Genomic DNA, 25,272 nt, shown 5'->3' on the forward strand with positions numbered 1-25,272 from the left:
GCGCTCATGATTTGGGCTTTACCTTCGCGGTCTTGTGTTCGAGGAACTCGCGGATCCGGCGCTTGGCCTCCTTGTCGCTCTGCGCGACGGTGGCCATCAGCGATTCCATCAACAGACCCGTCTGCGGATTGGCCTCCGCGATCATCGGCAGCGCCTGGAGCACGGCGAAATTGGTCAGCGGCGCGTTGGAGGCGATCTTGGTCGCAAGCTCCAGCGCCTTGCCGAGCCCGTTGCCGGCTTCCGTCAGATATTGCGCGAAGCCGTAGGATGCGCCCTCGGTCGCGCTATAGACGCGCCCGGTCAGCATCATGTCCATCATCCGGGCGACGCCAATCAGCCGCGGCAGCCGCACCGAGCCGCCGCCGCCGACGAAGATGCCGCGCTGCCCTTCCGGCAGCGCGAAATAGGTCGAGGGTTCGGCGACGCGGATATGCGCCGCGCAGGCAAGTTCCAGCCCGCCGCCGATCACGGCACCCCGGAGCGCCGCGATCACGGGCACGCGGCTGTACTGGATGCGGTCGAACACCCGGTGCCACATCTGGGAATGGAGCAGGCCGCCGGTCGCATCGTGCTCGGTCAGTTCGGAGAGGTCGAGACCTGAGGAAAAGTGGTCGCCAATGCCGTGGATCACGACCGCGCCGATGTCCTCGGGCAGGGATGCAAAACACTCGCCGATTTCCAGGATGATGCCGTCATTGAGCGCATTGCGCTTGGCCGGCCGGTTCAGACCCACGGTCAGAACCCGGTCCGCCCGCTCGATCCTCAACAGCCCGGAGGTGCCCGCGTTGGCGGTCTCGGCGTTTCCCTGTGTCATTTGCGTCCTTATCAGAATAGTTATGTTGTATAACGAATTCTGGGGGAGTCAAGGTGGACGATATCACCCCCGGGGCAGGGATTGGATTGCCGGGGGCCTGACCCGGCGGTCAGAGGCTTCAGGGAGTATTTGACATGCTGCTGTTGCCACATCCTCCGTCATTGCGAGCGCAGCGAAGCAATCCAGAATCTTTCCGCGGAGGGACTCTGGATTGCTTCGCTGCGCTCGCAATGACGCGGTGAGAGTCTTCCTCACATCACCTGGTGCACGTCGATCACCACGCGGTCCGCATGGCGCGCGGCCGAGCCGACAAAAATGTGCTCCATCAGCCAGCGATACTTCTCGTGCCCGGTCTCGAACTTCGGCACGGTGCGGAAATAGATCAGCTTGGGATCGACCGGCTCGCCGCGCTTGAGCTTTTGCAGGAGCTCGACCGGGCCGAAGCGCATGCCCTTGTTCTCGACATAGGCGACGGCGCCGTCGTCGGTTTCGAAGGCATATTTCGCTTCGAGGTCGATCAGCTCGTTGGGGCGGATGGTCTGGAAGTCGGCGCCGAACGGCAGCACCTTGCCCGTGATCGCGCCCGTCACCTCGCCTCCGATGATCGGGATGATGCGCCGGACGCCGATCCCGGTCTCGCCAGCGGTGATGACGTCGCCGATGCGGGCGGTGATGGTGAAGACGTATCTGGTTTCGAGGGTGGGGGCCATGGATTGCTCCAACTATCTGTCAGAAGGCGCCGATGTCTTCGCCTCCCCCCGCTCGCGGGGAGAGGCCGGAATACGCGCCGAAGGCGCGGATTCCGGGTGAGGGGGCTCTCCGCGAGTCTCACTCTCACCGTTCTCGCGGAGACTCCCCCTCACCCCAACCCTCTCCCCGCAAGCGGGGCGAGGGGGCTGACCATCGCCGCGGCGGCTGTCCAGCCTCAATTCGCCATCATCCGCGTCGGCAACCAGGTCGCCAGCAGCGGGAAGGCGATCAGGATCACGAGGCGCACGAGGTCGGTCGCCACGAACGGGATCACGCCCTTGAAGATGGTGGAGAACGACACGTCCTTCACCACGCTTTTTATGACGAAGACGTTCATGCCGACCGGCGGATGGATCAGGCCGAGCTCGACGGTCATCACGATGATGATGCCGAACCAGATCGGGTCGAAGCCGAGATGCATGATCACGGGAAAGATGATCGGCACGGTCAGGATGATCATCGCCATGGCGTCCATCAGGCAGCCGAGCACCAGATACATCACCATGATCAGCGCCAGCACGCCGTAGGGCCCGAGGCCGAGGCCGGTGAGGAATTCCGTGACCTTCTGCGGCGTCTGCGTCACCGTGAGGAAATAGCCGAAGATCAGCGCGCCGATCAGCACGGTGAACACGGCGGCCGCGGTGCGCGTGGCCTGCAGCAGCGAGGCCAGCACCTTCTCGCGGTCGAGGCGGCCGGTCAGCACGCCGATGATGAAGGCGCCGGTGGCGCCGACGCCGCCGGCCTCGGTCGGCGTGAAGCGCGGCAGGAAGGGCAGGCCGTAGAGGCCGCCGATCACGAATATGAACAGCAGCACCGGCGCCCAGATGTCCTTCAATCCGGCGAAGCGTTCGCGCCACGGTGTCACCTTGCCCTTGGGCAGGAAGTCGGGGCGGAAATAGCCGATCAGGAAGATCGTGATCATGTACATGGTCATCGCGAGCAGGCCCGGGATGATGCCGGCGATGAAGAGCTTTCCGATGTCCTGCTCGGTGATGATGCCGTAGACCGCGAGCACGGTGGAGGGCGGCAGCATCGCGCCCAGCGTGCCGCCGGCCGCGATCACGCCGGTGGCGAAGGATTGCGGATAGCCGAACCGGCGCATCTCGGGGTAGGCGACCGCGGAGAAGGTCGCGGCCGTCGCGACCGAGGACCCGCAGATCGCGGCAAAGCCACCGCAGGCGCCGACGGTCGCGATGCCGAGCCCGCCGCGCAAATGGCCGACAAAGCCGTTTGCGGCGCGGAACAGCTCGCGGCTCATGCCGGAATTGCTGACGAAGGAGCCCATCAGCAGGAACATCGGAATGACGCCGAAGGTATAATCGGTGACCGTTCGCATCGAGGTCTGGCCGACCAGCTTCAGCGCCGGCGTCGCGCCGACCAGATAGGAAAAGCCGGAGACGCCGACGAGGCCCATGGCCATGCCGACCGGCACGCGCAGCAGCATCAGGACGAAGAGGGAAACGAAGCCGATAACGGCGACGGCATCGGTGCTCATGATTACTCCGTCGCCTTGATCTTGGGGTCGTGCATCTCTTCGGGATGGAAGATCAGCCGGTAGGTGCGGATCGCGATCAGCAGCACGGCGCAGACGTCGCCGATCCAGGCGACGAGAAAGAAGGGCCATGTCGGCATGTGCAGGTCGAAGGTCTGGACGTTGTCGTTGTAGGTGCCGCGCACCTTGTCGAACAGCGTCCAGGTCTGCACGGTGACGACGAACAGCAGCACCAGCGTCGCGAACACGTCGATCCAGCGCTGATAGCGCGGGCCGACATTGCCCCAGACCAGGTCCACCGTGATGTGAGTGCCGCGATAGGAGGTCGCCGCGATGCCCCAGAAAATGAGGATGCCGAGCAGCATGCGGCCGATGTCGAAACTGTCGGGGATCGAATAGTTCAGCGTGTTGCGCAGCAGCACCGACAGGAAAATGTCGAGCGCGACGATGCCGACGAAGCCGGCCGCGATCCATTCGATCGAGTCGATCACGCGATCCATCCAGGAGCGCTTCATGGGTGTGTCCTGTGTGATGTCATTCTTGTGCTCGACCCGGCTGCAGCCCTTCGCCTCTCCCCGCTTGCGGGGAGAGGCCGACACGCGAAGCGTGGCGGGTGAGGGGGACTCTCCGCGAGTCCCGCTGTCTCCGTCCCCGTGGAGACTCCCCCTCACCCCGACCCTCTCCCCGCAAGCGGGGAGAGGGGGACGAAGCGTCGTGCGCTGCTAACGGTACCTTGCAGGGCAACGGCGGCGAGATGCCCCTCGCCGCCGCGTTTCCTTCGACGAAGGCTACTCCGCCAGCGCGTTGTACTTCTTGAGCGATGCCTTCAGGTCCGCGAGCGCCGCATCGGGATCGGCGCCGGCCTTCTTGGCATTATCGCTCCAGGTCTTGACCAGCGGCTCGGCGGCCTTCTTCCAGGCGGCGGTCTGCTCGGTCGTCAGCTTGTAGACCTCGTGACCCGACTCCGCCTTCACCTTGGCGATGCCGGCATCCTCGAACTTGCCCCAGTGCTCGCCGACCGCGCCCGCCATCTCGACCGTGCAATTCTTGTCGATCGCGGCCTTCTGCTTGTCGGACATGGCATTGTACTTGTCCTTGTTGATCACGAACACGAAGGTCGTCGTGTAGAGCGGCGCCTCCATGTCGTATTTGGTCACCTTGTCGATGCCGAACAGCACCAGGGAGCCCCAGGGGAAGGTGACGCCGTCGGCGACGCCGCGCTCGATGATGTCGCGCACTTCGGGTGCGGAGGACTGCACATTGGTGCCGCCGAGCGAAGTGACGAAATTCGCCATGGTGGCGTGCGCGGGGCGGATCTTCAGGCCCTTCACGTCCTCGGGGTTGACGATCTTCTTGGTCTTGGAGTGGAACGAGGAGGGCGAGTGGACGAAGGCGAGACAGTATTTGACGTCCTTCATCTCCTTCTCTGCATATTTGCGATACCAGGCGTCGAGCCCCATCGAGCCGCCCTTGGCGTCCGAGATCAGGAAGGGCAGCTCGCCTGCGCCGATGATCGGGAAGCGGCCGGGCTGATAGCCGGGATTGACATAGGTGACATCGGCGATGCCGTCGCGCGCCATGTCGTAATGGTCGAAGGCCTTGCCGAGCTGCTGCGCCGGAAACACCTTGCCGGTGATGGTCCCGCCGGAATCCTTGTTCACCGCGGCGACCCAGTCTTCCAGCGATTTCTGCAGCGGATGCGAGGCCGGCACCCAGTGCGAGACCTTCAGGTCGATGGCTTTGTCCTGCGCAAACGCAGGCGTCATGCTTGCTGCCAGCAGCAACGCCAGACAGGCTTTCCTCATCACACGTCTCTCCCTGTTGTCGACGGCGGGCTTCGATGGCCCGGTCTCTTTAATTAACATGTTATCTAACTGGCCGGCGCATTCAAGCCGGAACTGACGCGCGCCGTGCAGCGTCATCTACGTCAACCATGTTGCATGGATTTGTCGCTGCCGGGCGACGACCGCTCCCCTTTTGCGTAAACGTTATATGATATAATTATCGTTTGCGAGGCCTTGCCACAAGCAGGCTGCGACGAAAGCCTACAGGATCGGGAGGAGCAATTATTGCGGACAAAGGTCGCAATCATCGGGGCCGGGCCGGCCGGATTGTTGCTAGGGCAACTTCTGCACACCTACGGCATCGACAACGTCATCCTGGAGCGGCAGAGCCCGGATTACGTGCTCGGCCGCATCCGCGCCGGTCTCCTGGAGGAAGGAACCGTCGCGCTGCTCGACCAGGTCGGCGCCGGCGCGCGGGCCCATGCCGAAGGCCTGGTGCACGAAGGCATCGAGCTCGCCTTCTCCGGCCGCCGTCACCGTATCGACATGAAGGGCGCGTCCGGCAAGACGGTGATGATCTACGGCCAGACCGAGGTCACGCTCGACCTGATGAATGCGAGGAAGGCCGCCGGTCTCATCTCCGTCTACGAGGCTAGGGATGTGCAGCCGCATGATTTCGACGGCAGTCACCCGCGCGTGACCTATGCCAAGGACGGCGTCAGCCACACCATCGATTGCGATTTCATCGCCGGCTGCGACGGTTTCCATGGCGTCAGCCGCGCCAGCGTCCCGTCTTCGGCGATCGAGGAGTTCGAGCGGATCTATCCGTTCGGCTGGCTCGGCATCCTGTCCGACACACCGCCGGTCAGCCACGAGCTGATCTATTCGAACCACGCCCGCGGCTTTGCGCTGTGCACCATGCGCTCGACCAAGCGCAGCCGATACTATGTGCAATGTTCGCTCGACGATCATGTCGACCAATGGCCGGACGACCGCTTCTGGGATGAATTGAAGCGCCGGCTCGACCAGGAGGCGGCCGACAGCCTCGTCACGGGCCCGTCGATCGAGAAGAGCATCGCGCCGCTGCGCAGCTTCGTCGCCGAGCCGATGCGCTTCGGCCGGATGTTCCTGTGCGGCGACGCCGCCCACATCGTGCCGCCGACCGGCGCCAAGGGATTGAACCTCGCTGCCAGCGACGCGCATTATCTGTCGAGCGCGCTGCGCGAGTTCTACGACGAGAAATCCAGCGCCGGCCTCGATGCTTATTCCACCAAGGCGCTGGCGCGGGTCTGGAAAGCCGTGCGGTTCTCCTGGTGGATGACCTCGATGCTGCACAAATTCCCCGACACCGGCACGATCGGCGCCCGCATCCAGCTCGCCGAGCTCGACTACGTCACGCAGTCGCAGGCCGCGATGACGTCGCTGTCGGAGAACTACGTGGGGCTGCCGTTTTGACCACAGATGTCATGCCCGCGCAGGCGGGCATCCAGTACGCCGCGGCCCCTCGGTTTAGTCAAAACCGCCTCTGGAATACTGGATCACCCGCCTTCGCGGGTGATGACAGTGTCGTTGGGTGCGACGGCGCGTCCGTTTCAAACGCCCGCGCAAATTCCGTTTGAAACTTTGTAATTGATGCAACCGTCATCCACATCGCGTTCAATGCCGGCAATCAGCAACGCGAGACAGCCATGACCTCCATCGACATCCCCGCCGGCTTCGAGCCGCATTTCCGCAAATCCCCGCTCACCGATCCCTGGGAGCCGCTCTATTCGAAGAAGGCCGATAAGAGCGTCACCGTGGGATTGCGGCTGGCGACGCCGCACACCAATGCGCGCGGGCTGATCCATGGCGGCTTGATCGCGGCGCTGGCCGATGCCGCCATGGGCTATAGCTGCGCGCAGGCGACGGCATGGACGACGTCGTTCGTCACCATCTCGCTGTCGGTCGACTATGTCGGCGCCGCCGAGATCGGCCAATGGCTCGCGGTCGAGGGCGAGGCGCTCAAAACCGGCTCCACGATCTGTTTCGCGCAATGCCTGGTCAAGGCCGATGACGTCGTGATCGCGCGGGCGAGCGGGACGTTCCGCGTGGTGCCGAAGAAGGGGTGAGCTCTCTCTCCGTCGTCATGCCCGGGCTTGACCCGGGCATCCACGTTTTTCGCGCTTCATGTGAGGAGGCGCGTGGATGGCCGGGACAAGCCCGGCCATGACGGAAAGCATCACCCGAACCTCCACTCCACCGTCTCCACCACGAGATCGACGAACGCCCGCACCTTGGCCGAGAGCAGGCGCGAGGTCGGATAGACGATGTGGATCGGCAGTGCCGGCTGCTCATATTTCGCCAGCACGGTCTTCAGCCGCCCGCGCTTCAAGCCCTCGGCGGCCTGATAGGCCAGCACCCGCGTCACGCCGCCGCCGGCCTCGGCATATTGCAGCGCCGCGTCGGCGCTGTTGCTGGTGAAACGGGGTGACGGCGTCACCTCAATGTCGCGGCCGTCGCGCTGGAAGCGCCATTCGGACCAGGGGCCGAACTGGATGGTCTGGTGCTCGCGAAGCGCCTCCGGTGTCCTCGGCTCGCCATGTCGTTTGAGATAGCCGGGCGCGGCCACCACGATCCGCCGCATCGCGCCGACCTGGCGCGCCACCAGCGAGGAATCGGCGAGATGGCCGATCCGCACGGCCGCATCGACGGCGTCCTCGACGAGATTGACCAGATGATCCGACAGTCTGAGCTCGCAGGCGACCTCGGGATAGCGCTTGAGATAGGCGGTCATGACCGGCCCGACATGGAGCCGGCCGAAGCCGACCGGCGCCGACACCACCAGCCGCCCGCTCGGCCGGTTGCGCTCCTGCCGCGCCGAGCCGTCGGCCTCCTCGACATCGGCGAGGATGCGCCGCGCGCGCTCGAGATAGCGTGCGCCGACGTCGGTCAGCGTCACCTGCCGCGTGGTTCGCTGCAGCAGCCGCGCGCCGAGGTGCTCCTCCAGCGCGGCGATCAGCCGGGTCACCGCCGAAGGCGACAGGCGCAGCTTGCGCGCCGCCGGCGCGAAGCCGCGCAGATCGGCGACGGTGACGAACACGTGCATGGCTTCGAGCCGGTCCATGGCATTATTGCATATATTGCAATGATGAAGTGTCAAGTGGCCAGATTGTTTTGGCGGGTGGAAGGTCCATCTTTGTCGGCGAAGACGCAGCAATGCGCCGGAATTTCAGGAGACGTTCCGATGACAGAAATTCACACCTATGCCAGCGACGTCGCCTTCTCGCCGGCGGTGAAGGCGATCCAGGCGCGCAAGGGCTCGCGCGAGGCCTATGCGCGTAGCGAGCAGCGCGGCTGGCGCACCGAGGTCGACGAGAACCTCGAAGCTTTCCTTGCCGACGCCAACAGCTTCTATTTCGCCACCGCTTCAGCCGACGGCCAGCCCTACATCCAGCACCGCGGCGGACCGAAGGGGTTTCTCAAGGTGCTGGACAAGCAGACGCTGGCGTTCACCGATTATGCCGGCAACCAGCAATTCATCACGCAGGGCAATTTGTCGGAGAACCCCAAGGCTTACATCTTCGTGATGGACTACGCCCATCGCCGCCGCGTGAAGATCTGGGGCGAGGCGCGAGTGGTCGAGGACGACGAAGCGCTGACCGCGTCGCTGATGCCGAAAGGCTACCGCGCGCGGCCCGAGCAGGTGATCCTGTTCAAGATCGCGGCCTGGGACACCAATTGCCCGCAGCACATCCAGCAGAAGTTCGACGCAAACGATGTTGCCGCGGCACTTGCGGCGCGGGATGCGAGGATCGCAGAGCTGGAGGCCGAGGTGGCGGCGCTGAAGGAGAAGGTGACGGGAGGTTAGTTGCGGGTATGCGCCGCGCACTCGGTGCACCCTCTCCCCTTGTGGAAGAGGGTGGATTCGATGCGAAGCATCGAAGCCGGGTGAGGGGTTCTATCCTCATGAACGGTCTCACGCGCGGAGGGAACCCCTCATCCGGCGCTTCGCGCCACCTTTTCCCACAAGGGAGAAGGGAAGCACGCCAGCGTTAAATCACGCTCTCGCCTTCGTGCTGGAAGCCGAGATAGCTGGCCGCCACCCGCTCGTTGGCCGCGATGTCGCTGGCCTTGCCGCTGAGCACGAACTCGCCGAGCTCCATCACATAGGCCTGGTCCGCGATCTTCAGCGCGGCCTGCGCGTTCTGCTCGACCAGCAGCACGGAGACGCCGGCGGCGCGCAGCTCGGTGACGATGCGGAAAATGTCGGCGACGATGATGGGAGCGAGGCCGAGGCTCGGCTCGTCCAGCATCAGGAGCTTTGGCTCGCCCATCAGCGCGCGGCCCATCGCGAGCATCTGCTGCTCGCCGCCGGAGAGCGTGCCGGCAAGCTGCTTGCGCCGCTCTTTCAGCCGCGGGAACAGCGTGTAGACCCGCTCCATCGAGGCTTTCGCCCGGCTCCGCTCGATGCGGAAGGCGCCGAGCTCGAGATTGTCCTCGACATTCATGGTTACGAACAATTCGCGGTGCTCGGGGACGAGGCCGAGGCCCATCGCGACGCGGTCCTCGATGTCGAGCCGGGCGAGATCCTGCCCGGCGAAGGCGACGCGGCCTTTCAGCGGCAGAATGCCCATGATGGCCGAAAGCAGCGTGGTCTTGCCGGCGCCGTTGGCGCCGACGATGGTGACGATCTCGTTGGCCCCGACCTCGAGCGAAACCGAACGCACCGCCTCGACCTTGCCATAGGCGACATGTGCGTCAGTGACGGACAACAGCGCGCTCATGCCGCCACTCCGAGATAGGCCTTGATCACTTCGGGATTGGTCTTGATCGTGGCGGGGGTGCCCTCCGCGATCTTGGTGCCGAAATCGAGCACCACGATGCGATCGGCGAGGTTCATGACGAAGCCCATGTCGTGCTCGACCAGGAGCACGCTCATGCCGCCGTCGCGCAGCTCGCGCAGCAGCGTCGCGAGGCGCTGCTTCTCCATGTGGCGCAGGCCCGCGGCCGGCTCGTCGAGCAGCAGCAGCATCGGGTCGACGCAGAGCGCGCGGGCGATCTCGACGATGCGCTGCTGGCCGAGCGAAAGGCTGCCTGCGAGCTGGTGCATCTGCTCGGTGAGGCCGACGCGCTCGATCTGGCGGGCGGCCTCGGCGAGCAGCTTGGCCTCATCAGTGCGGTCGAGGCGCAGCATCGAGGAGATCGGTCCGGAATGGCCGCGCAGATGCGCGCCGATCGCGACGTTCTCCAGCACGGTCATGTCGGGGACGAGCTTGACGTGCTGGAAGGTCCTGCTGATGCCGAGCTTGACGATCTCCTGCGGCGGCGCGTTGTCGACCTTCCTGCCGAGCACCGAGATCGAGCCCGAGGTCGCCGACAGCACGCCGGTGATCAGATTGAACGTCGTGCTCTTGCCGGCGCCGTTCGGGCCGATCAGCGCGACGATCTCGCGGGCCTTGACGTCGAAGGAAACGTTGTTGACCGCGACCACGCCGCCGAACTGTTTTCGCGCCTTCTCGACCTGAAGCAGGACGCCGGTCTCGGCGGGGGCGCGGGCGCGATGCTCCAGCTTCAGCGCGGTGTCCGGCTTCCTGCCACTGTTGCGCTCGGGCAGGAACGACATCAGCCAGGGCCAGAGGCCGCCGGGCGCGAGCTGCAGCAGCGCCACCAGCATGATGCCGAACACGATGGTCTCGACCTGGCCGGAGCCGGGCAGGATCAGCGGCAGATAGCTTTGCAGCACCTCTTTCAGAACGACGACGATCGCCGCGCCCAGGACGCCGCCCCAGACATAGCCGGCGCCGCCGACCACGGCGATGAAGAGATACTCGATGCCCATATGCGCGCCGAACGGCGTCGGGTTCACCGCGCGCTGGAGATGGGCGTAGAGCCACCCCGAAAGACCGGCGAGCACGGCGGCATGGATGAACACCAGCAGCTTGGCGCGCGGCGTGTGCACGCCGAAGGCTTCCGCCGCGACATGGCCGCGCCTGAGCGCGCGGATGGCGCGGCCGGTGCGGGAGTCCAGGAGGTTCATCGTCAGCAGGGCAGAGAGGATCACGGCGACCCAGATCGCGTAATAGATCGAGCCGGGCGAGAGCATCTTGAACGAGCCGATCGACAGCGGCGGGATCGCCGAGATGCCGTCGTTTCTCCCCAGGAATTCCAGTTTGCTGAAGAGATAGAACAGCCCGAGCCCCCAGGCGAGCGTGCCGAGCGGCAGATAATGGCCCGAGAGACGGACGGTGATCAGCCCGAGCAGCACCGCGAGCGATCCGCTGACCACGAGCGACAGCGGCAGCGTCAACCACGGCGACAGGCCGTAGGCCGTCGACAGCACCGCGGTGGTGTAGGCGCCGAAGCCGACGAAGGCCGCTTGCCCGAACGAGGTCAGGCCGCCGACCCCTGTCAGCAGCACGAGGCCCATCGCGACGAGCGCCGCAAGGCCGATATTGTCGAGCAGCACGATCCAGAACGGCGGCATGCCCGGGACGAACGGGACGGCCGCCATGAGAGCTGCGAAGATGAGGATGGGAAGCCGGCTCTGCATCTTGGCGTCAGTCCTTCTCTTCCTCGACCGCGGGCGCGGCGAGCGAGCGCAGCAGCAGCACGGGGATCAGCAGCATGAAAACGATGACCTCCTTGTAGTTGGAGGCATAGAAGGACGAGAACGCCTCGACGATGCCGACGACCAGTGCCGCGACGGCGGTGAGGGGATAGCTGACGAGCCCGCCGATGATCGCGGCGACGAAGCCCTTCAGGCCGATCAGGAAGCCGCTGTCATAGTAGAGCGTCGTGATCGGTACGATCAGGATGCCCGACAGCGCGCCGATCACCGACGCCAGCAGGAAGGCGATCTGCCCGGACAGCGTGGTGCGGATGCCGGCAAGCCGCGCCCCCAGCCGGTTCACGGCGGTTGCGCGCAGCGCCTTGCCGTAGAGCGTCAGGCCGAAGAACAGCCAGAGCCCGACGATGAAGGCGATGGTGATGGCGTAGACGGTGATGCTCTGGCCGGTGAAGCGCAGCGCGCCGGCCGTGAAGGCGCCGGACAGCACGGCAGGCCCACGCTGCCCCTCGGCGCCGAAGAACAACAGGCCGAGTCCCTGCAGCGCGAGATGAACGCCCACCGAGGCGATCAGCAGCACCAGCACGGAGGTGTGCGCCAGCGGCTGGAAGGCGATGCGGTAGAGATACAGGCCGATCATCGCCACGATCACCAGCGACAGCGCGATGCAGATCGCGACCGGCGGCTTCTGGGCGGCGAAGTACAGGGTCAGCGCCAGCACGATCGCCGGCAGCACGATGTTGGTGACGAGGCTGCGCAGGACCAGGCGGCCGTGCAACGCCTTGCGCGCCACGAACAGGTCGAAGCCGAAGGCGCCGATGCCGAGCGCGAGCGCGAGCTTTGCCGTGCCCGGCATCTGGCCCGCGGCCAGCGAGGCATAGGTCAGCGCGCCGTAGGTGACGAATTCGCCCTGGGGAATGAGGATGACGCGGGTGACGGCGAACACCAGCACCAGCGCCAGGCCGAGCAGCGCGTAGATCGCGCCATTGGTGATGCCGTCCTGTACCAGGAACAGCATGATGGTGGTATTCAAGACCGGACGCTCCCCCTCAAAATTGAGGACCGGTCTCCGCAATTGCGGTGGATGGTCCCCTCACAGCCATTGAAATACGCTGACGATATTTGATATGGTCCATAACAATTATCAAATATAACATCAAGGGTGGGGGAACGACCCGTCCCGAATTTAGCGGGATTACGAGCACGAGGCGATGACCGTTTCCAGAACCGCTGAAAAGTCCTCCGAAAAACCGGCCGACGCGGGCAAGGGCCGCAAGGACGCGGGCGAGGTCCAAACCGAAGCGCTCCAGCTGGGCGAGCTGTCCGAACAGCTCGGCTATGTCCTGAAGCGGGCCCAGCTCAAGGTGTTCGAGAACTTTCTGCGCTGCATGGCCTCGCTCCAACTGACGCCGGCGCAGTTCTCGGTCCTCCTCCTGGTCGAGAAGAACCCCGGCCGCAACCAGACCGAGATCGCCTCCACGCTCGGCATCCTCAGGCCGAACTTCGTGGCCATGCTCGACAATCTCGAAAGCCGCGACCTCTGCGCGCGGATCCGCTCCACCAACGACCGGCGCTCGCACATCCTGGTGCTGACCGACAAGGGCAAGGCCGTGCTGGCCCGCGCCAAGAAGCTGGTTGCCACCAAGCACGAGGCCCGGCTGAACGATCTGCTCGGCCAGGCCAACCGCGAAGCCCTGATCGGAATGCTCTCGAAGATCGCCAACGAGTTTTGAGGCGGACAATCATTCCTGGGTGTGTGCGAGCGCACACCCAGGAATGTCACGCTGCATTTGTGCGGTCGTCATGCCCGGGCTTGACCAGGGCGCGCACTCATAAATCGTCGGTGATGTCCGCTTCGCCCCGACACCGATCGCCTTTGTGCAACGGCAGCAATTGTAGCGATGGGCCACTGCCGGACTCATGCATCGCAGCAGATCCCGCTCTATTCGATTACTTCGTCGGCGCGAGCGAGCAGATTGGCCGGGATCGAGAGGCCGATTGCCTTCGCAGCTTTCAAATTGATCGCCAACTCGAATTTGGTCGGTTGCTCGACGGGAAGATCTGCAGGAGCAGTGCCGCTCAGGATCTTTCCAGCATAGATGCCAAGCTGGCGGGAGACATCTGTGATGCGAGGCGAGTAACTCATTAGTCCGCCGGATTTGACGAAGAAGGACCATTCATAAGTCGCGGGTACCCGATACTGCTCACACAACACTGCGAGTTGCTCTCGGCGTGCAATATAAAACGCATCCGGACTGACAAGAAGCGCGGCATGCTTCCGGTTTCTGATTTCGTCGAAGGTAGCAGCAATCTGCTCGTCAGTGCTCGCTTTCAGGACGTGAATCTCTCGGCCAAGTGACTTGGCCGCAGCTTCGGCATCCGAGACCACTACATTCGCGTTTGGATTCGTTGGATTTACCAGCATGGCGATTGTTCCGCCTCCCGGCGTTAACTCTGCCAATAACTCAAGTCGTTTGGCGGTCAGTTGCGGAGTGTACATGCTCACGCCAGTCGCATTGCCTCCCGGCCTGTTCAAACTGGAAACGATGCCAAGATGCACGGGGTCCATGGCAATTGCGAACACGATCGGAATCGCCTTAGTCGCTGCCGTTGTCGCCAAAACTCCGTTAGTACCCGTGGCGGCGACAATCACTTGAACGCGATCCTGAATGAGACCTGCGATCAGTTCAGGAAAACGATCATACTTTCCATCCGCGAACCGGTATTCGATCGCAACGTTCTGGCCTTCTACAAAGCCCCTGGTGCGGAGACCATCCCGAAAAGCGACGAGCAACTCCTTACTTTTCTCGGCTGAGTCGAAGCCAAGATAGCCAATGGTTGAAAGCGCGCCCTTCTGTGCGTATGCCGCACAAGGAGAGATGATTGCCGCGATCATGAAAAGCGCAATCAATCCTCGCCACTTCATTGGGACCCCAACGTCGTAAGTGCGAACGATTAGGCGAATATAAGGTAAGCTCTTCGCCGCGCGCGATGCGGATTGTCGCACACACGAATGCTGCAGTGCAATATAAGAGGAGGCTATGGCAGCAATGGGTCATTTTCGACGACTTCATCGGGGATTGTCGGCAGGTTAATGTCCGCTTCCACCCGAAATCGCCGAACCGGGCCGAGCCAGAAGCGTTGCGATTGGCCAGACCCTTGTATTCACCCCCCAAATTGGGGGCTCGAATCATGCGCTACGAACTCGCTGATTATGAATGGGTTGCCATCAAGCCCATGCCGCCGAACAAGCCGCTTGGCGTTCCTCGAGTAAACGACCGACGTGTCCTCAAGGTATTTTCCGGGTGCTGCGATCTGGGGCACCTTGGCGCGATTTGCCGGATCATTTTGGCCCCTACACGATCTGCTACAACCGGTTCATCCGCTGGCGGCGGGCTGGTGTCTGGAGCCGCATCATAGACGCACTTGCCGCTACCCATGACGCCGCTGTTCAGATGATCGACACCTCCATCGTTCGCGTGCATCAGCATGGAGCCTGCATCGGGGGGAGGCGGAAGCTCGGGGGACATCGAACGAAATGATGCGTTGCATCTAGAAAATGATGCTTGAAACATCATTTTGCGCGTCCTAAGCTTGGCAGATCAATCACTGTACCTGCCACGGACATTCGCCGTGATCACCGCCGCGCAGCTTCGAGCCGCCCGTGCCTTACTCAGGATTGACCAGCGCGAACTCGCGCAGCGCTGTTCACTGTCGCTGCCCACCATCCAGCGCATGGAAGCCTCCGAAGGGGTGATCCGCGGCAATGTCGATTCTCTGGTGAAGCTGGTTGACGCGCTGTCGGTTGCCGGCATCGAGTTGATCGGCGAGGGGGCGGTGTCGAGCGCCGGGGGCCGCGGGGTGCGGCTGAAGTCTCCACCTCCGGGCGCGGGCGACCAATAGCGATGACAGCCCGCGCACAAATCATGATCGAGGAACGGCCATGATCGCCGTTGCGCTATGGTCGGTGGCGGCTCTGCTGGCGCTGGCGCCTGCGGGAATCGTGCTGTCGACGCGCCCGCGCGGCTCGCTCATCCTTTACGGCGGATGCCTGATCGCCACTTCGACGCTCTGTGTCACGGCGCTGTCCGGTCTGCTCTTTTTCCCTCATCTGGCGTCGAGCGCGACACTGCCGATCGGCCTGCCCTGGCTCGGTGCGCATTTTCGGCTCGATGCGCTGTCGGCCTTCTTCCTCGTCGTCGTCAATCTCGGCGGCGCCGCTGCGAGCCTGTTCGCGCTCGGCTACTTCAGGCACGAGGACTCCCCCGGCCGCGTGCTGCCATTCTATCCCGCCTACCTCGCGGCGATGAACGTCGTCGTGTTGGCAAACGACGCCTTCAGCTTCCTGGTCGCCTGGGAATTCATGTCGCTGACCTCCTGGGCGATGGTGGTGTCGCATCACCGGGAGGCCCAGAATGTCCGCGCTGGCTACATCTATCTCTTGATGGCAAGTTTCGGCACGCTGGCGCTGCTGCTCGCCTTCGGCCTGCTCGCCAGCGGCGCCGGATACGATTTCGATGCGATCCGAGCCTCGCATCCTTCCGCCGCGCTGAGCGGCGTTGTGGTGATCCTCGTGCTGCTGGGCGCCGGCTCCAAGGCTGGCCTGGTGCCGCTGCACGCCTGGCTGCCGCTCGCCCATCCCGCCGCGCCCAGCCACGTCTCCGCCCTCATGAGCGGCGTCATGACCAAGGTCGCCGTCTACGGCTTCGTGCGCATCGTCTTTGATCTCGTGCCCGAACCGGTGTGGTGGTGGAGCATGGTGGTGCTGCTGGTCGGCGGTCCGACGGCGACGCTGGGCGTGCTCTATGCGCTGATGCAGCGCGATATCAAGCGCGTGCTCGCCTATTCAACGATTGAGAACATCGGCATCATCTTCACCGGCCTCGGGCTGGCGCTGGCTTTCAAGGCGGAAGGGCTCGACTGGGTGGCAGCGCTCGCCTTCACCGCGGCGATGCTGCACGTCTTCAATCATGCGCTGTTCAAGAGCCTGTTGTTCTTCGGCGCCGGCGCGGTGCTGGGAGCGACCGGCGAGCGCGACATGGAGAAGCTCGGCGGCCTGATCCATCGCATGCCGAAGACGGCGTTCGCGATGCTGGTCGGCTGCGTCGCGATCTCGGCATTGCCGCCGTTCAACGGCTTCGTTTCGGAATGGCTGACCTTCCAGGCGATCCTGCTTTCACCGCAACTGCCCTCCTGGGGCCTCAAGCTGGTCATCCCGGCGGTCGGCGGTTTGCTGGCGCTCGCGGCCGCCTTTGCCGCGGCCTGCTTCGTCAAGCTCTATGGCATCAGCTTCCTCGGTCGGCCGCGCTCGGATGTCGCGGCGTCAGCGCATGAGACTGACCGCTTCTCGCTGACCGCAATGTTCGCGCTTGCCGCCTTCTGCCTCATTGCCGGTATCCTGCCCGGGCTGTTCATCGACGCACTGGCGCCGGTGAGCAAGGATATGGTCGGCAACATCATGCCGCATCAGGTCGGATTGCAGTGGCTCACCATCGTGCCGATCGCGGAAAGCCGCAGCTCCTATAACGGCCTTCTGGTGTTCCTGTTCGCGGCACTCTGCGGCACGACGGCGGCGACAGCCATTCACCGTCTCGCCTCCGACCGCTTACGCCGTGCGCCGGCCTGGGATTGCGGCTATCCCGACGCGGACCCCGCGATCCAGTACTCGGCCTCCAGCTTCTCGCAGCCGATCCGCCGCGTGTTCGGCAGCGTCATCTTTGGCGCACGCGAGATCGGCGAGATGCCGCCGCCGTCCTCGCCGCTTCCTGCGCGGCTCCAGGTCGAACTGCACGATCTGATCTGGGACGGGCTGTACGCGCCGATCGCAAAGGCCATCGGCTTTGCGACCGACCGCATCAATATCCTGCAGTTCTTCAGCATTCGCCGCTACCTGACGCTGGTGTTCGTGGCCCTGGTCGTGCTGCTGCTGGTGGTGGCCCTATGAACGAGCTGCGCGACATCCTCTCCCAGGGCGCGCAGATGTCGCTGGTGCTGGGACTCGCGCCGCTGCTGACGGGTTTCGTGCGGAAGGTGAAGGCTCGGCTGCTACGCCGGCGCGGACCGCCGCTGCTCCAACCTTATCGCGACCTCATTCGCCTGATGCGCAAGGATGTCGTGCTCGCGGACACCGCATCCTGGCTGTTTCGCGTCATTCCGTATCTGATCTTCGCGGGCACCTGGGTCGCCGCGTCGCTGGTGCCGACCTTCGGCAATGGACTGTTGTTCTCCTGGACCGCCGATCTAATCGCCATCACTGCGCTGCTCGGCAGCGCCCGTTTCTTCCAGGCGCTCGCCGGCATGGACGTTGGAACCGCCTTCGGCGGCATCGGCTCCAGCCGTGAGGTGATGATAGCCTCCCTCGCCGAGCCCGCGATGCTGATCACCGCGTTCTCGGTTGCAATGATCGCCGGCTCGACGCAGCTTCCCACGGTGGCCGAGTTCATGGGCTCGGACGCGGTCGGCCTGCGCGTGTCGTTGGGGATGGCGTTCGTGGCGCTGACCATCGTGGCGCTGGCGGAGAATGCCCGTATCCCCGTCGATAACCCCGCCACCCATCTCGAGCTCACCATGGTGCACGAGGCCATGGTGCTGGAATATTCAGGGCGGCATCTCGCGCTGATCGATTTGTCGTCGCAGCTCAAGCTTCTGCTCTACGTCTCGCTGATCGCCTGCGTGTTCCTGCCATGGGGCACGGCGACCGCGGATGCGAGCGTTGCAAGGCTCGCTCTTGGCGCGCTGGTCTATCTCGGCAAGCTGGCGGTCCTCGGCTTCCTGCTTGCCGTGTTCGAGACCGCGATCGCCAAGATGCGCGTGTTCCGGATTCCGGAGTTCTTGGGCGCGGCGCTGATGCTGGCATTGCTTGCCACGCTGTTGCGCTTCGTGTCGGGGAGCCTCTGAGATGAGCAGCCTGCAATTCGACATCGCCCATCTGCTCGCCGGCTCCCTCGTGCTGGCGAGCTTCATGATGCTCTACCAGGATCGGCTCTATGCGCTACTCAACGTCTATGCGCTGCATGCCGGTGTGCTGGCGCTATCGGTGGGCTGGCAGGCCTATGTGCAGCAAGCGCCGCATCTCTATATCACGGCGCTGATCGCGCTGGTCTTCAAGGCCATCATCATCCCCGTGGCGCTGCACCGGATCATCAAGCGGCTCGGTATCCACCGCGAGATCGAGAACGTGATCGGCATCGGGTTGACCATGATGGCCGGGATAGGCCTCGTCGCGCTGTCGATGGTGGTGATGTTGCGGGTGACGCCGGGCGCCGATGCCCTCGCGCGCGAGGACCTCGCCTTCGCGCTGTCGGTGGTGCTGCTCGGGCTCCTGATCATGGTTACGCGACGCAACGCCGTGAGCCAGGTCGTCGGCTTCATGTCGCTGGAGAACGGGCTGGTGCTGGCGGCAACCGGAGCCAAGGGCATGCCGCTGGTGGTGGAGATCAGCGTCGCCTTCTCGGTGCTGATCGCCTTCATCGTGATCGGGATATTCCTGTTCCGTATCCGCGAGCGTTTTGACAGCGTGGACGTGCAGGCGCTCGATCGCTTCCGGGGAGAGCGGCGATGACGATCGATGCGCTCGGTGCGATCCTGCTGATCCCGTCCCTTTCGGCCGCTCTGCTCGCGATCCTGCCTGGCTACATGCTGGCGGCGAAGCTCAATATCGTCGCGGCGCTCGCGACCTTCCTCACTTCGCTGTCCCTGTTCGTGATCGAGCCGACGTCTGGGCAATATCTGCTGCTTGACGACCTCAACAAGGTCTTCATAGTCCTGACGACCTTCATCGGCTTCACGACCTCGGTCTTCAGCGCGAGCTACATCCACCACGAGATCGAGATCGGGCGGTTGACGCCGGCCTTCCTGCGCTTCTATCACGCGATGTACCAGGTGCTGATGTTCGCGATGAACCTCGCGCTCGTCGCCAACAATATCGGCCTGATGTGGGTCGCGGTCGAGGTGGCGACGCTGACGACCGTGCTGATGGTCGGCATCTACCGCACCCATGAGGCGCTCGAAGCCGCATGGAAATACTTCATCCTCGGTAGCGTCGGCATCGCGCTCGCGCTGTTCGGCACGATCCTGGTCTATATGGCGGCGCGCCCTGCGGTGGGTGAGGGGCTGGACGGTATGGTATGGACGGTGCTGGTGAAGCACGCCGCACAGTTCGCCCCGGCGTTGCTCAACGTCGCCTTCGTTTTCCTCTTGCTGGGCTACGGCACCAAGGTCGGCCTCGCGCCGCTGCACGCCTGGCTGCCGGACGCGCATGCCGAGGGCCCGACACCGATTTCGGCGGTGCTGTCCGGTCTGCTGCTCAATGTCGCGCTCTATGCGCTGCTGCGCTTCAAGATGATGCTTGCGGTCAACTCCGAGGCGATCGCGCCGGGTCCGCTGATGGTGACCATGGGCCTGATCTCGGTGATCTTCGCCGCGCTGATGCTGTACCGGCGCCGCGACATCAAGCGGATGTTCGCCTATTCCTCGATCGAGCATATGGGCATCATCGTCTTCGCCTTCGGCATGGGCGGCCCGCTCGCCAATTTCGCCGCTCTGTTGCACATGGCCATGCATTCGCTGACCAAGTCGGCAATCTTCTTCGCCGTCGGTCATATCGCACAGGTCAAGGGCACACAGAAGATCGCCGAGATCGGCGGCCTCACGACGACCAACCCCGTGCTCGGCTGGGGCCTGATGCTCGGCGTCATCGCCATCGTCGGGCTCCCGCCGTTCGGCATCTTCATGAGCGAGTTTCTGGTGGTGAGCTCGACGTTCGCCCGCGCACCCTGGCTGACGGTGATCCTGGTGCTCGGTATCATCGTCGCGCTCGGGGGGCTTTTCTTGCGGGTCGGCGTGGTGATGTTCGGCGAGCCCAAAGGCAAGACCGCACCCGCCGAAGCCTCCTACGTGCCGATGTTCACACACCTCGGATTGGTGCTGATGGCCGGCATCTATCTGCCGCCGGTGCTGGTCACCGGCTTCCAGAACGTCGCGAAGCTCCTGGGATAAGCGATGGGCATCCTCGACAGCATCCCCCATGTCAATGTGGTGCCGTCGCACCGGCCCTGGCCGCGCGCGGTCGTGACGGAAGCGGGCTGGCAGGTGGCGATCGATCGGCTCGTCGAGGGGGGCCTCACACTGCTCGGCTTCTGGGGCGAGCCGACCGCGGTGCATATGGCGATGCTCGATGCAGGCTCGGCCGCGATCGCGGTCGTCACCTACGCGTGTACGGCCGGCACATTTCCAAGCGTCGCCAACCGTCATCCACCGGCGCTTCGGCTGGAGCGGACCATCCATGATCTGTTCGGGCTTGTTCCGACCGCTGCGCACGATCTGCGGCCGTGGCTCGATCACGATGCCTGGGGCCAATCCTGTCCGCTCTCCGGCCGCAACGCATCGCGCGACGTGCGGCCATACCGATTCCTGCCGGCTGAGGGCGAGGCGTTGCACCAGGTGGCGGTCGGCCCGGTCCATGCCGGGATCATCGAGCCCGGCCATTTCCGCTTCACCGCCAATGGCGAGCATGTGGTGCGGCTGGAGCAGCGGCTCGGCTACACCCACAAGGGCATCGAGTCGTTGATGCAGGGCGCAAGCCTCGAGGCTGCGGCAAAGCTCGCCAACCGCACCTCCGGCGACAGCGCCGTCGCCTATGCCTTCGCCTTTGCCCGCGCGGCGGAAGCCGCGCTGCAGATCGAGGCGCCGAGGCGAGCGACCCTCTTGCGGGCGCTGATGGCCGAGCTGGAGCGGCTCGCCAACCATCTGGGTGACATCGGTGCCATCTGCAACGACGCCTCGTTCGCGCTGATGCATGCCCAAACCGGCATCTTGCGAGAGCGCTGTTTGCGCGCTGCGAACGTCGCGTTCGGCCATCGCCTGATGATGGATGTCATCGTGCCCGGTGGTGTGACGCGAGATATCGCGCCGGAAGGCGTTTCCGCGCTACGCGCGCTGCTCGCGGAGCTACGAAAGGTCTTTCCGCGCTTGATCGAGCTCTATGACAACACGGCGTCCTTGCAGGACCGCACCGTCACTACGGGCATCGTGAAGGCGGAGTATGCGCGCCAGTTTGGCGCCGGCGGTTATGTCGGCCGCGCCTCTGGCCGCGATTTCGATGCACGACGCACGCTTGCTTACGCGCCCTACGATCAATTGTCGTTCGAGGTGCCGGTGCTGGAAGCCGGCGATGTCAACGCACGGGTCTGGATCCGCATCCGCGAGGTCGAGCAGAGCGTCGCGTTGATCGAGCAGATTCTCGACCAGCTTGGGCCGGGCGGGCTCGAAACCGCGCTGCCAGCCAGGAGCGGCGGCGGTGCCTGTGAAGGCATGGCGCTCACCGAAGCCTTCCGCGGCGACGTACTGGTGTGGCTGCGGCTCGACGGCGACTTGCGCGTCGAACGCTGCCACCTGCGCGACGCCTCGTGGTTCCAGTGGCCGCTGCTGGAAACCGCGATCGAGGGCAACATCATTGCCGACTTCCCGCTCTGCAATAAATCGTTCAACTGTTCCTATTCTGGCGTGGACCTCTAAGCCATGCGCAAGACCCTGCTCGAAAGCCTCACCCATGGTTCGCTGACGGAGCCCGCGCCGGCGCCGGACGGTTCGGCGCTGGCCGAGCTTGCAGCGAAGGTCGACCGTGCTGCCCAGGCCCGGCTCGGGCGTTCTCTTGCCATTCGCGAGGTCGATGCCGGGTCCTGCAACGGCTGCGAACTGGAGATCCATGCGCTGTCCAACGCCTTCTACGACATCGAACGTTTCGGCCTGCGCTTCGTCGCCTCGCCGCGCCATGCCGACGTGCTGCTGGTCACGGGCCCGGTGACGAAGAACATGCGACAGGCGCTGGAGCGGACCTACAACGCGACGCCCGATCCGAAATGGGTCGTGGCGATCGGCGGCTGCGCGATCGATGGCGGCATTTTCAGAGGCAGCTACGCCTGCGTCGGCGGCGTGTCCGAGATCGTTCCGGTGGATTTGCACATCAAGGGCTGCCCGCCGTCGCCGACGGACTTGTTGAAGGGCCTGCTGGCGCTGCTGGAGCACGTCAGCGGAAAGCGCTAAGCCGCGCTCACACACTCCGTCATTGCCGGCATACTGGAATCCGCGCCCGCGATGGCATCGAACAAAGCGAGTCCTAATCCACCAGGATCACCCTGATGTCGTTCACGTTCGTCAGCGTCGGCCCCGGCTGCAGCAGATCCCCCGTCGCCTCGAAGAACGAGGTCGCGTCGTTGTTGTCGAGATAGGCCTGCGGCTGCAGTCCCTGCGCCTTCATCCTTGCGAACGTTGCCGCGTCGATCACCGCGCCGGCCGGGTCGGTGGGGTTGCCGGCACCGCCGTCGGCGCCGTCGGTGTCGCCGGCGAGGGCCGAGATGCCGGCGGTGTCCTGCAACAGGCCGGCGAGCGCCAGCGCGTATTCCTGGTTCGGTCCGCCGCGCCCCTGGCCACGCACGGTGACCGTGAGCTCGCCGCCTGAGAGGATGGCGATGCGCTTGCCTTGTGCACGCGCCTCGAGCGCCAGCCTGGCGTGATCGGCGGCGACCTCGCGCGCCTCGCCTTCGAGATCGGCGCCGAGATCGATGGTCTCGTAGCCGGAGGCGCGCGCCATCTGCACTGCAGCGTCGAGCGACTGCCTGGGCCGCGCGATCAGCTCGAAGGTCGCGCGCCCGAAGGCCGCGTCACCTGGTTTGCAGCTCTCATTGGCGGGATCGTCGAGCGCGCGGCGCACCGCATCGTCGATGTCGAGCTTGTACTTGGCCACGATCGCGCGCGCATCCTCAAGCGTCGTCGGATCCGGCACGGTGGGGCCGGAGGCGATCGCCGAAGGATCGTCATGCGGCACGTCGGAGATCGCGAGCGTGACGATCTCGGCGGCGTTTCTGCCGGCGCGCGCCAGCCGCCCGCCCTTGATCCGCGACAGATGTTTCCTGACGATGTTCATCTCGCCGATCGGCGCGCCCGAGCGCAGCAGCGCCTTGTTGACCGCCTGCTTCTGCGCGAAGCTGATGCCATTCGCCGGCGCGATCCAGTTGGCCGAGCCGCCGCCGGTGAGCAGCACCAGGAGCAGATCGTCAGGCCCGGCTTCGCCCGCGAGCGCGAGCGTGTCGGCGGCGCCTTTCAGGCCGGCTTCGTCAGGCACGGGATGGCCGGCCTCGACCACGCGGATGCGGCGGGTCGGCACGCCGTAGCCGTGGCGCGTGGTGGCGATGCCGACCAGCCGCTCCGGCGGCAGCTCGAGCGCGTCGAGATAATGCCGCTCGGCCGCCGCGGCCATCGCGCCTGCGCCCTTGCCCGCGGCAAGGCAGATCACGCGTCCCCTCGGCGCCGGGCGCAGATGCGGCGCCAGGATCGTATTCGGATGGGCGGCGGCAACGGCGGCGTCGTAGAGCGCGCGGAGCAGGGGACGTCGGTCGGTCATGACGATGGCCTTCGGCAGACTGAAGTGGCGGCGATGAGGTCGCCGGTCATCTGCCTACCGCATCGTGCGCCAAAGCGTAAGCGGCCTCTGCCATCATTCGATTGTGCAATCGCGTGATCAAAACCGCCGCGCAAGCAGAAATCCCCTGCGCGACCGGCGCAGGGGATTTCCCGTCGTGCCTTTCAGGCGCCAGCTAGCCGCCGGCTTCCGCATTGATGACGTCGCCGAACAGTTCCCATCGCTCGCCCTTGAAGCGTTGCAGCTGCAGCGAGCTGATCGGGGCGAAATCGGTCGCCGACGTGTTGATCTTGATGCCGGGCAGCAGCGCCTCGGTGCGGAAGTCCTTCAGGCTCGCGGCCTGTTTCATGACGTTCGCGCGCGTGAGGTCGTCGCCGCAGTTCTTCAGCACCTGGACCAGCGTCTGCGCGACGCCGTAGCCGACGATCGTGCCGCCGTCGGTCTTGTCGCCTTCGGGGAAGTACTTCGTCATGAAGTCGAGGAACGCCTTCATGCCCGCGTCATTGGCCCATTGCGCGTCGGTAGTGTCCTTCAGATAGGCCGCCGAAATGATGCCTTGCGCGTTCTCGAAGCCCGCCGGCTTGATCACGCTTCCGACCGAGGCCGAGACGTTGTTGAGGAAGTGGATCGGTTTCCAGCCGATCTCGGCATTCTTCTTGATCGCCTGCGCCGCGAATTTCGGCGTGGTGATGTTGATGAAGACGTCGGCGCCGGTCGCCTTCAGCTTGACGATGTGATTGTCGATGGTCGGCTCCGACGTCTCGTAGCTTTCCTCCAGCACGATCATGCTTGCGGCCTTGGCGCCGAGGCCGTCCTTCAGGCCCTTCAGGTAGTCCTTGCCGTAATCGTCGTTCTGGTAGAGCACGCCGATCTTGGCGTTGGGCAGCTCCTTCAGGATGTATTTGGCGTAGATCTGCGTCTCGCTCTGGTAGTTGGGCTGCCAGCCCATGGTCCAGGGGAAGTTCTGCGGATCGTTCCACTTGGTGGCGCCGGTGGCGACGAACAGCTGCGGCACCTTCTTCGAGTTCATGTATTTCTGGATCGCCGTGTTCGGCGGCGTGCCGAGCGAGTTGAAGACGAGCAGCACCTCGTCGCTCTCGACCAGCTTGCGCGCCTGCTCCACCGTCTTCGGCGGCGAGTACGCGTCGTCGTAGGAGATGAAATTGATCTTGCGGCCGTTGATGCCGCCTTCGTCGTTGATCTTCTTGAAATAGGCGGCTTCGGTGCGCCCGATGATGCCATAGGCGGAGGCTGGTCCGCTGTAGGGCATGATGTTGCCGATCTTGATCTCGGTGTCGGTCGCGCCGGTATCGTATTTCTTCTGGGCCGATGCAGTTGAAGTCGAAGCCGCAATGAGCGCGAGCGCCAATGATGCGGCCGCGAGCTTGCCGGTGACAGCAGGCATTCCAATCTCCCTATTTTTCTTTGTGTGCGCGTCCCTTTTCTTGTCTCGTTTTTTGGCGACGCGAC

General features: G+C 64.4%; 23 protein-coding genes and 1 pseudogene. 12 read left to right on the top strand and 12 right to left on the bottom strand.

Annotated elements, in window-relative coordinates; translation table 11 throughout:
- Positions 1–4 precede the first annotated feature (4 nt).
- The 5 genes from IVB23_RS24980 to IVB23_RS25000 form a co-directional block, all read right to left on the bottom strand.
- On the bottom strand, positions 5–814 hold the full coding sequence (locus IVB23_RS24980; protein ID WP_197964843.1) for a crotonase/enoyl-CoA hydratase family protein: 810 nt from the start codon (positions 812–814) through the stop codon (positions 5–7).
- Between the two features lie 251 nt (positions 815–1,065).
- Positions 1,066–1,524 (bottom strand): DUF3237 domain-containing protein, encoded by a 459-nt coding sequence (locus tag IVB23_RS24985; protein WP_247800414.1) that lies wholly within the window; start codon positions 1,522–1,524, stop codon positions 1,066–1,068.
- A 215-nt stretch (positions 1,525–1,739) separates the two neighbouring features.
- Positions 1,740–3,059: a TRAP transporter permease gene (locus IVB23_RS24990; RefSeq protein WP_197964844.1), complete on the bottom strand. Its 1,320-nt coding sequence runs from the start codon at positions 3,057–3,059 to the stop codon at positions 1,740–1,742.
- A gap of 2 nt (positions 3,060–3,061) precedes the next feature.
- Positions 3,062–3,571 (bottom strand): TRAP transporter small permease, encoded by a 510-nt coding sequence (locus tag IVB23_RS24995; RefSeq protein WP_028180703.1) that lies wholly within the window; start codon positions 3,569–3,571, stop codon positions 3,062–3,064.
- 273 nt (positions 3,572–3,844) lie between these two features.
- Positions 3,845–4,861 (bottom strand): TRAP transporter substrate-binding protein, encoded by a 1,017-nt coding sequence (locus tag IVB23_RS25000; protein WP_061881033.1) that lies wholly within the window; start codon positions 4,859–4,861, stop codon positions 3,845–3,847.
- Between the two features lie 264 nt (positions 4,862–5,125).
- Between IVB23_RS25000 and pobA the strand changes: the two genes are divergently transcribed.
- Both pobA and IVB23_RS25010 read left to right on the top strand, forming a co-directional pair.
- A complete protein-coding gene (pobA, locus tag IVB23_RS25005; RefSeq protein ID WP_247800415.1) occupies positions 5,126–6,295 on the top strand; it encodes a 4-hydroxybenzoate 3-monooxygenase in 1,170 nt (389 codons plus the stop codon).
- A gap of 233 nt (positions 6,296–6,528) precedes the next feature.
- The gene (locus IVB23_RS25010) at positions 6,529–6,948 is read left to right on the top strand and encodes a PaaI family thioesterase (protein ID WP_197964847.1); all 420 of its coding nucleotides are present in this window, start codon (positions 6,529–6,531) and stop codon (positions 6,946–6,948) included.
- A gap of 110 nt (positions 6,949–7,058) precedes the next feature.
- Here the strand turns inward: IVB23_RS25010 and IVB23_RS25015 are convergent, their stop codons facing one another.
- Entirely contained in the window at positions 7,059–7,943 is an 885-nt protein-coding gene (locus IVB23_RS25015; protein ID WP_247800416.1) for a LysR family transcriptional regulator, read from the bottom strand.
- A 120-nt stretch (positions 7,944–8,063) separates the two neighbouring features.
- Between IVB23_RS25015 and IVB23_RS25020 the strand changes: the two genes are divergently transcribed.
- Positions 8,064–8,687: a pyridoxamine 5'-phosphate oxidase family protein gene (locus IVB23_RS25020; RefSeq protein WP_247800417.1), complete on the top strand. Its 624-nt coding sequence runs from the start codon at positions 8,064–8,066 to the stop codon at positions 8,685–8,687.
- Positions 8,688–8,871: 184 nt separating this feature from the next.
- On the opposite strand, the gene IVB23_RS25025 is transcribed toward IVB23_RS25020, so the two are convergent.
- From IVB23_RS25025 to IVB23_RS25035, 3 genes are read right to left on the bottom strand one after another with little or no spacing between them, the layout of a single operon-like run.
- A complete protein-coding gene (locus IVB23_RS25025) occupies positions 8,872–9,603 on the bottom strand; it encodes an ABC transporter ATP-binding protein (protein WP_061881028.1) in 732 nt (243 codons plus the stop codon).
- Positions 9,600–11,369: a branched-chain amino acid ABC transporter ATP-binding protein/permease gene (locus tag IVB23_RS25030; RefSeq protein WP_247800418.1), complete on the bottom strand. Its 1,770-nt coding sequence runs from the start codon at positions 11,367–11,369 to the stop codon at positions 9,600–9,602. The genes IVB23_RS25025 and IVB23_RS25030 overlap by 4 nt, the downstream gene beginning before the upstream one ends.
- Positions 11,370–11,376: 7 nt before the next feature.
- Positions 11,377–12,417 carry a branched-chain amino acid ABC transporter permease gene (locus IVB23_RS25035; protein WP_247800419.1) on the bottom strand — a complete coding sequence of 347 codons (1,041 nt, stop codon included), beginning with the start codon at positions 12,415–12,417 and terminating at the stop codon, positions 11,377–11,379.
- 178 nt (positions 12,418–12,595) lie between these two features.
- On the opposite strand from IVB23_RS25035, the gene IVB23_RS25040 reads away from it, so the two are divergent.
- Complete coding sequence (locus IVB23_RS25040) at positions 12,596–13,117, top strand: MarR family transcriptional regulator (protein ID WP_061881025.1); 522 nt, start codon at positions 12,596–12,598, stop codon at positions 13,115–13,117.
- Positions 13,118–13,326: 209 nt separating this feature from the next.
- Here the strand turns inward: IVB23_RS25040 and IVB23_RS25045 are convergent, their stop codons facing one another.
- Positions 13,327–14,280, bottom strand: a complete 954-nt coding sequence (locus tag IVB23_RS25045) for an ABC transporter substrate-binding protein (protein ID WP_247800420.1) — start codon at positions 14,278–14,280, stop codon at positions 13,327–13,329.
- A gap of 296 nt (positions 14,281–14,576) precedes the next feature.
- Between IVB23_RS25045 and IVB23_RS25050 the strand changes: the two are divergent.
- The 8 genes and pseudogenes from IVB23_RS25050 to nuoB form a co-directional block, all read left to right on the top strand.
- Positions 14,577–14,887, top strand: a pseudogene (locus tag IVB23_RS25050) (transposase); the annotation flags it as partial.
- Between the two features lie 130 nt (positions 14,888–15,017).
- Positions 15,018–15,287 (top strand): helix-turn-helix transcriptional regulator, encoded by a 270-nt coding sequence (locus IVB23_RS25055; RefSeq protein WP_247800421.1) that lies wholly within the window; start codon positions 15,018–15,020, stop codon positions 15,285–15,287.
- Positions 15,288–15,327: 40 nt separating this feature from the next.
- A complete protein-coding gene (hyfB, locus tag IVB23_RS25060) occupies positions 15,328–17,328 on the top strand; it encodes a hydrogenase 4 subunit B (protein ID WP_247800422.1) in 2,001 nt (666 codons plus the stop codon).
- Positions 17,325–18,281 (top strand): NADH-quinone oxidoreductase subunit H, encoded by a 957-nt coding sequence (locus tag IVB23_RS25065; protein ID WP_247800423.1) that lies wholly within the window; start codon positions 17,325–17,327, stop codon positions 18,279–18,281. The genes hyfB and IVB23_RS25065 overlap by 4 nt, the downstream gene beginning before the upstream one ends.
- 1 nt (position 18,282) lies before the next feature.
- Positions 18,283–18,945, top strand: coding sequence for a hydrogenase-4 component E (locus tag IVB23_RS25070; RefSeq protein WP_028138582.1), 663 nt, complete (start codon positions 18,283–18,285; stop codon positions 18,943–18,945).
- Entirely contained in the window at positions 18,942–20,381 is a 1,440-nt protein-coding gene (locus tag IVB23_RS25075; RefSeq protein ID WP_247800424.1) for a hydrogenase 4 subunit F, read from the top strand. The genes IVB23_RS25070 and IVB23_RS25075 overlap by 4 nt, the downstream gene beginning before the upstream one ends.
- Positions 20,382–20,384: 3 nt before the next feature.
- The gene (locus IVB23_RS25080; protein WP_247800425.1) at positions 20,385–21,899 is read left to right on the top strand and encodes an NADH-quinone oxidoreductase subunit C; all 1,515 of its coding nucleotides are present in this window, start codon (positions 20,385–20,387) and stop codon (positions 21,897–21,899) included.
- A gap of 3 nt (positions 21,900–21,902) precedes the next feature.
- Positions 21,903–22,427, top strand: a complete 525-nt coding sequence (gene nuoB, locus IVB23_RS25085) for an NADH-quinone oxidoreductase subunit NuoB (protein WP_247800426.1) — start codon at positions 21,903–21,905, stop codon at positions 22,425–22,427.
- A gap of 73 nt (positions 22,428–22,500) precedes the next feature.
- Here nuoB and IVB23_RS25090 read toward each other — a convergent pair whose 3' ends face one another.
- Positions 22,501–23,784: a glycerate kinase gene (locus IVB23_RS25090; protein WP_247800427.1), complete on the bottom strand. Its 1,284-nt coding sequence runs from the start codon at positions 23,782–23,784 to the stop codon at positions 22,501–22,503.
- A 193-nt stretch (positions 23,785–23,977) separates the two neighbouring features.
- Positions 23,978–25,207 carry an ABC transporter substrate-binding protein gene (locus IVB23_RS25095; protein WP_194390000.1) on the bottom strand — a complete coding sequence of 410 codons (1,230 nt, stop codon included), beginning with the start codon at positions 25,205–25,207 and terminating at the stop codon, positions 23,978–23,980.
- Between the last annotated feature and the right edge of the window lie 65 nt (positions 25,208–25,272).

It is taken from the genome of Bradyrhizobium sp. 191, from assembly GCF_023100985.1.
Lineage (GTDB): Bacteria > Pseudomonadota > Alphaproteobacteria > Rhizobiales > Xanthobacteraceae > Bradyrhizobium > Bradyrhizobium diversitatis.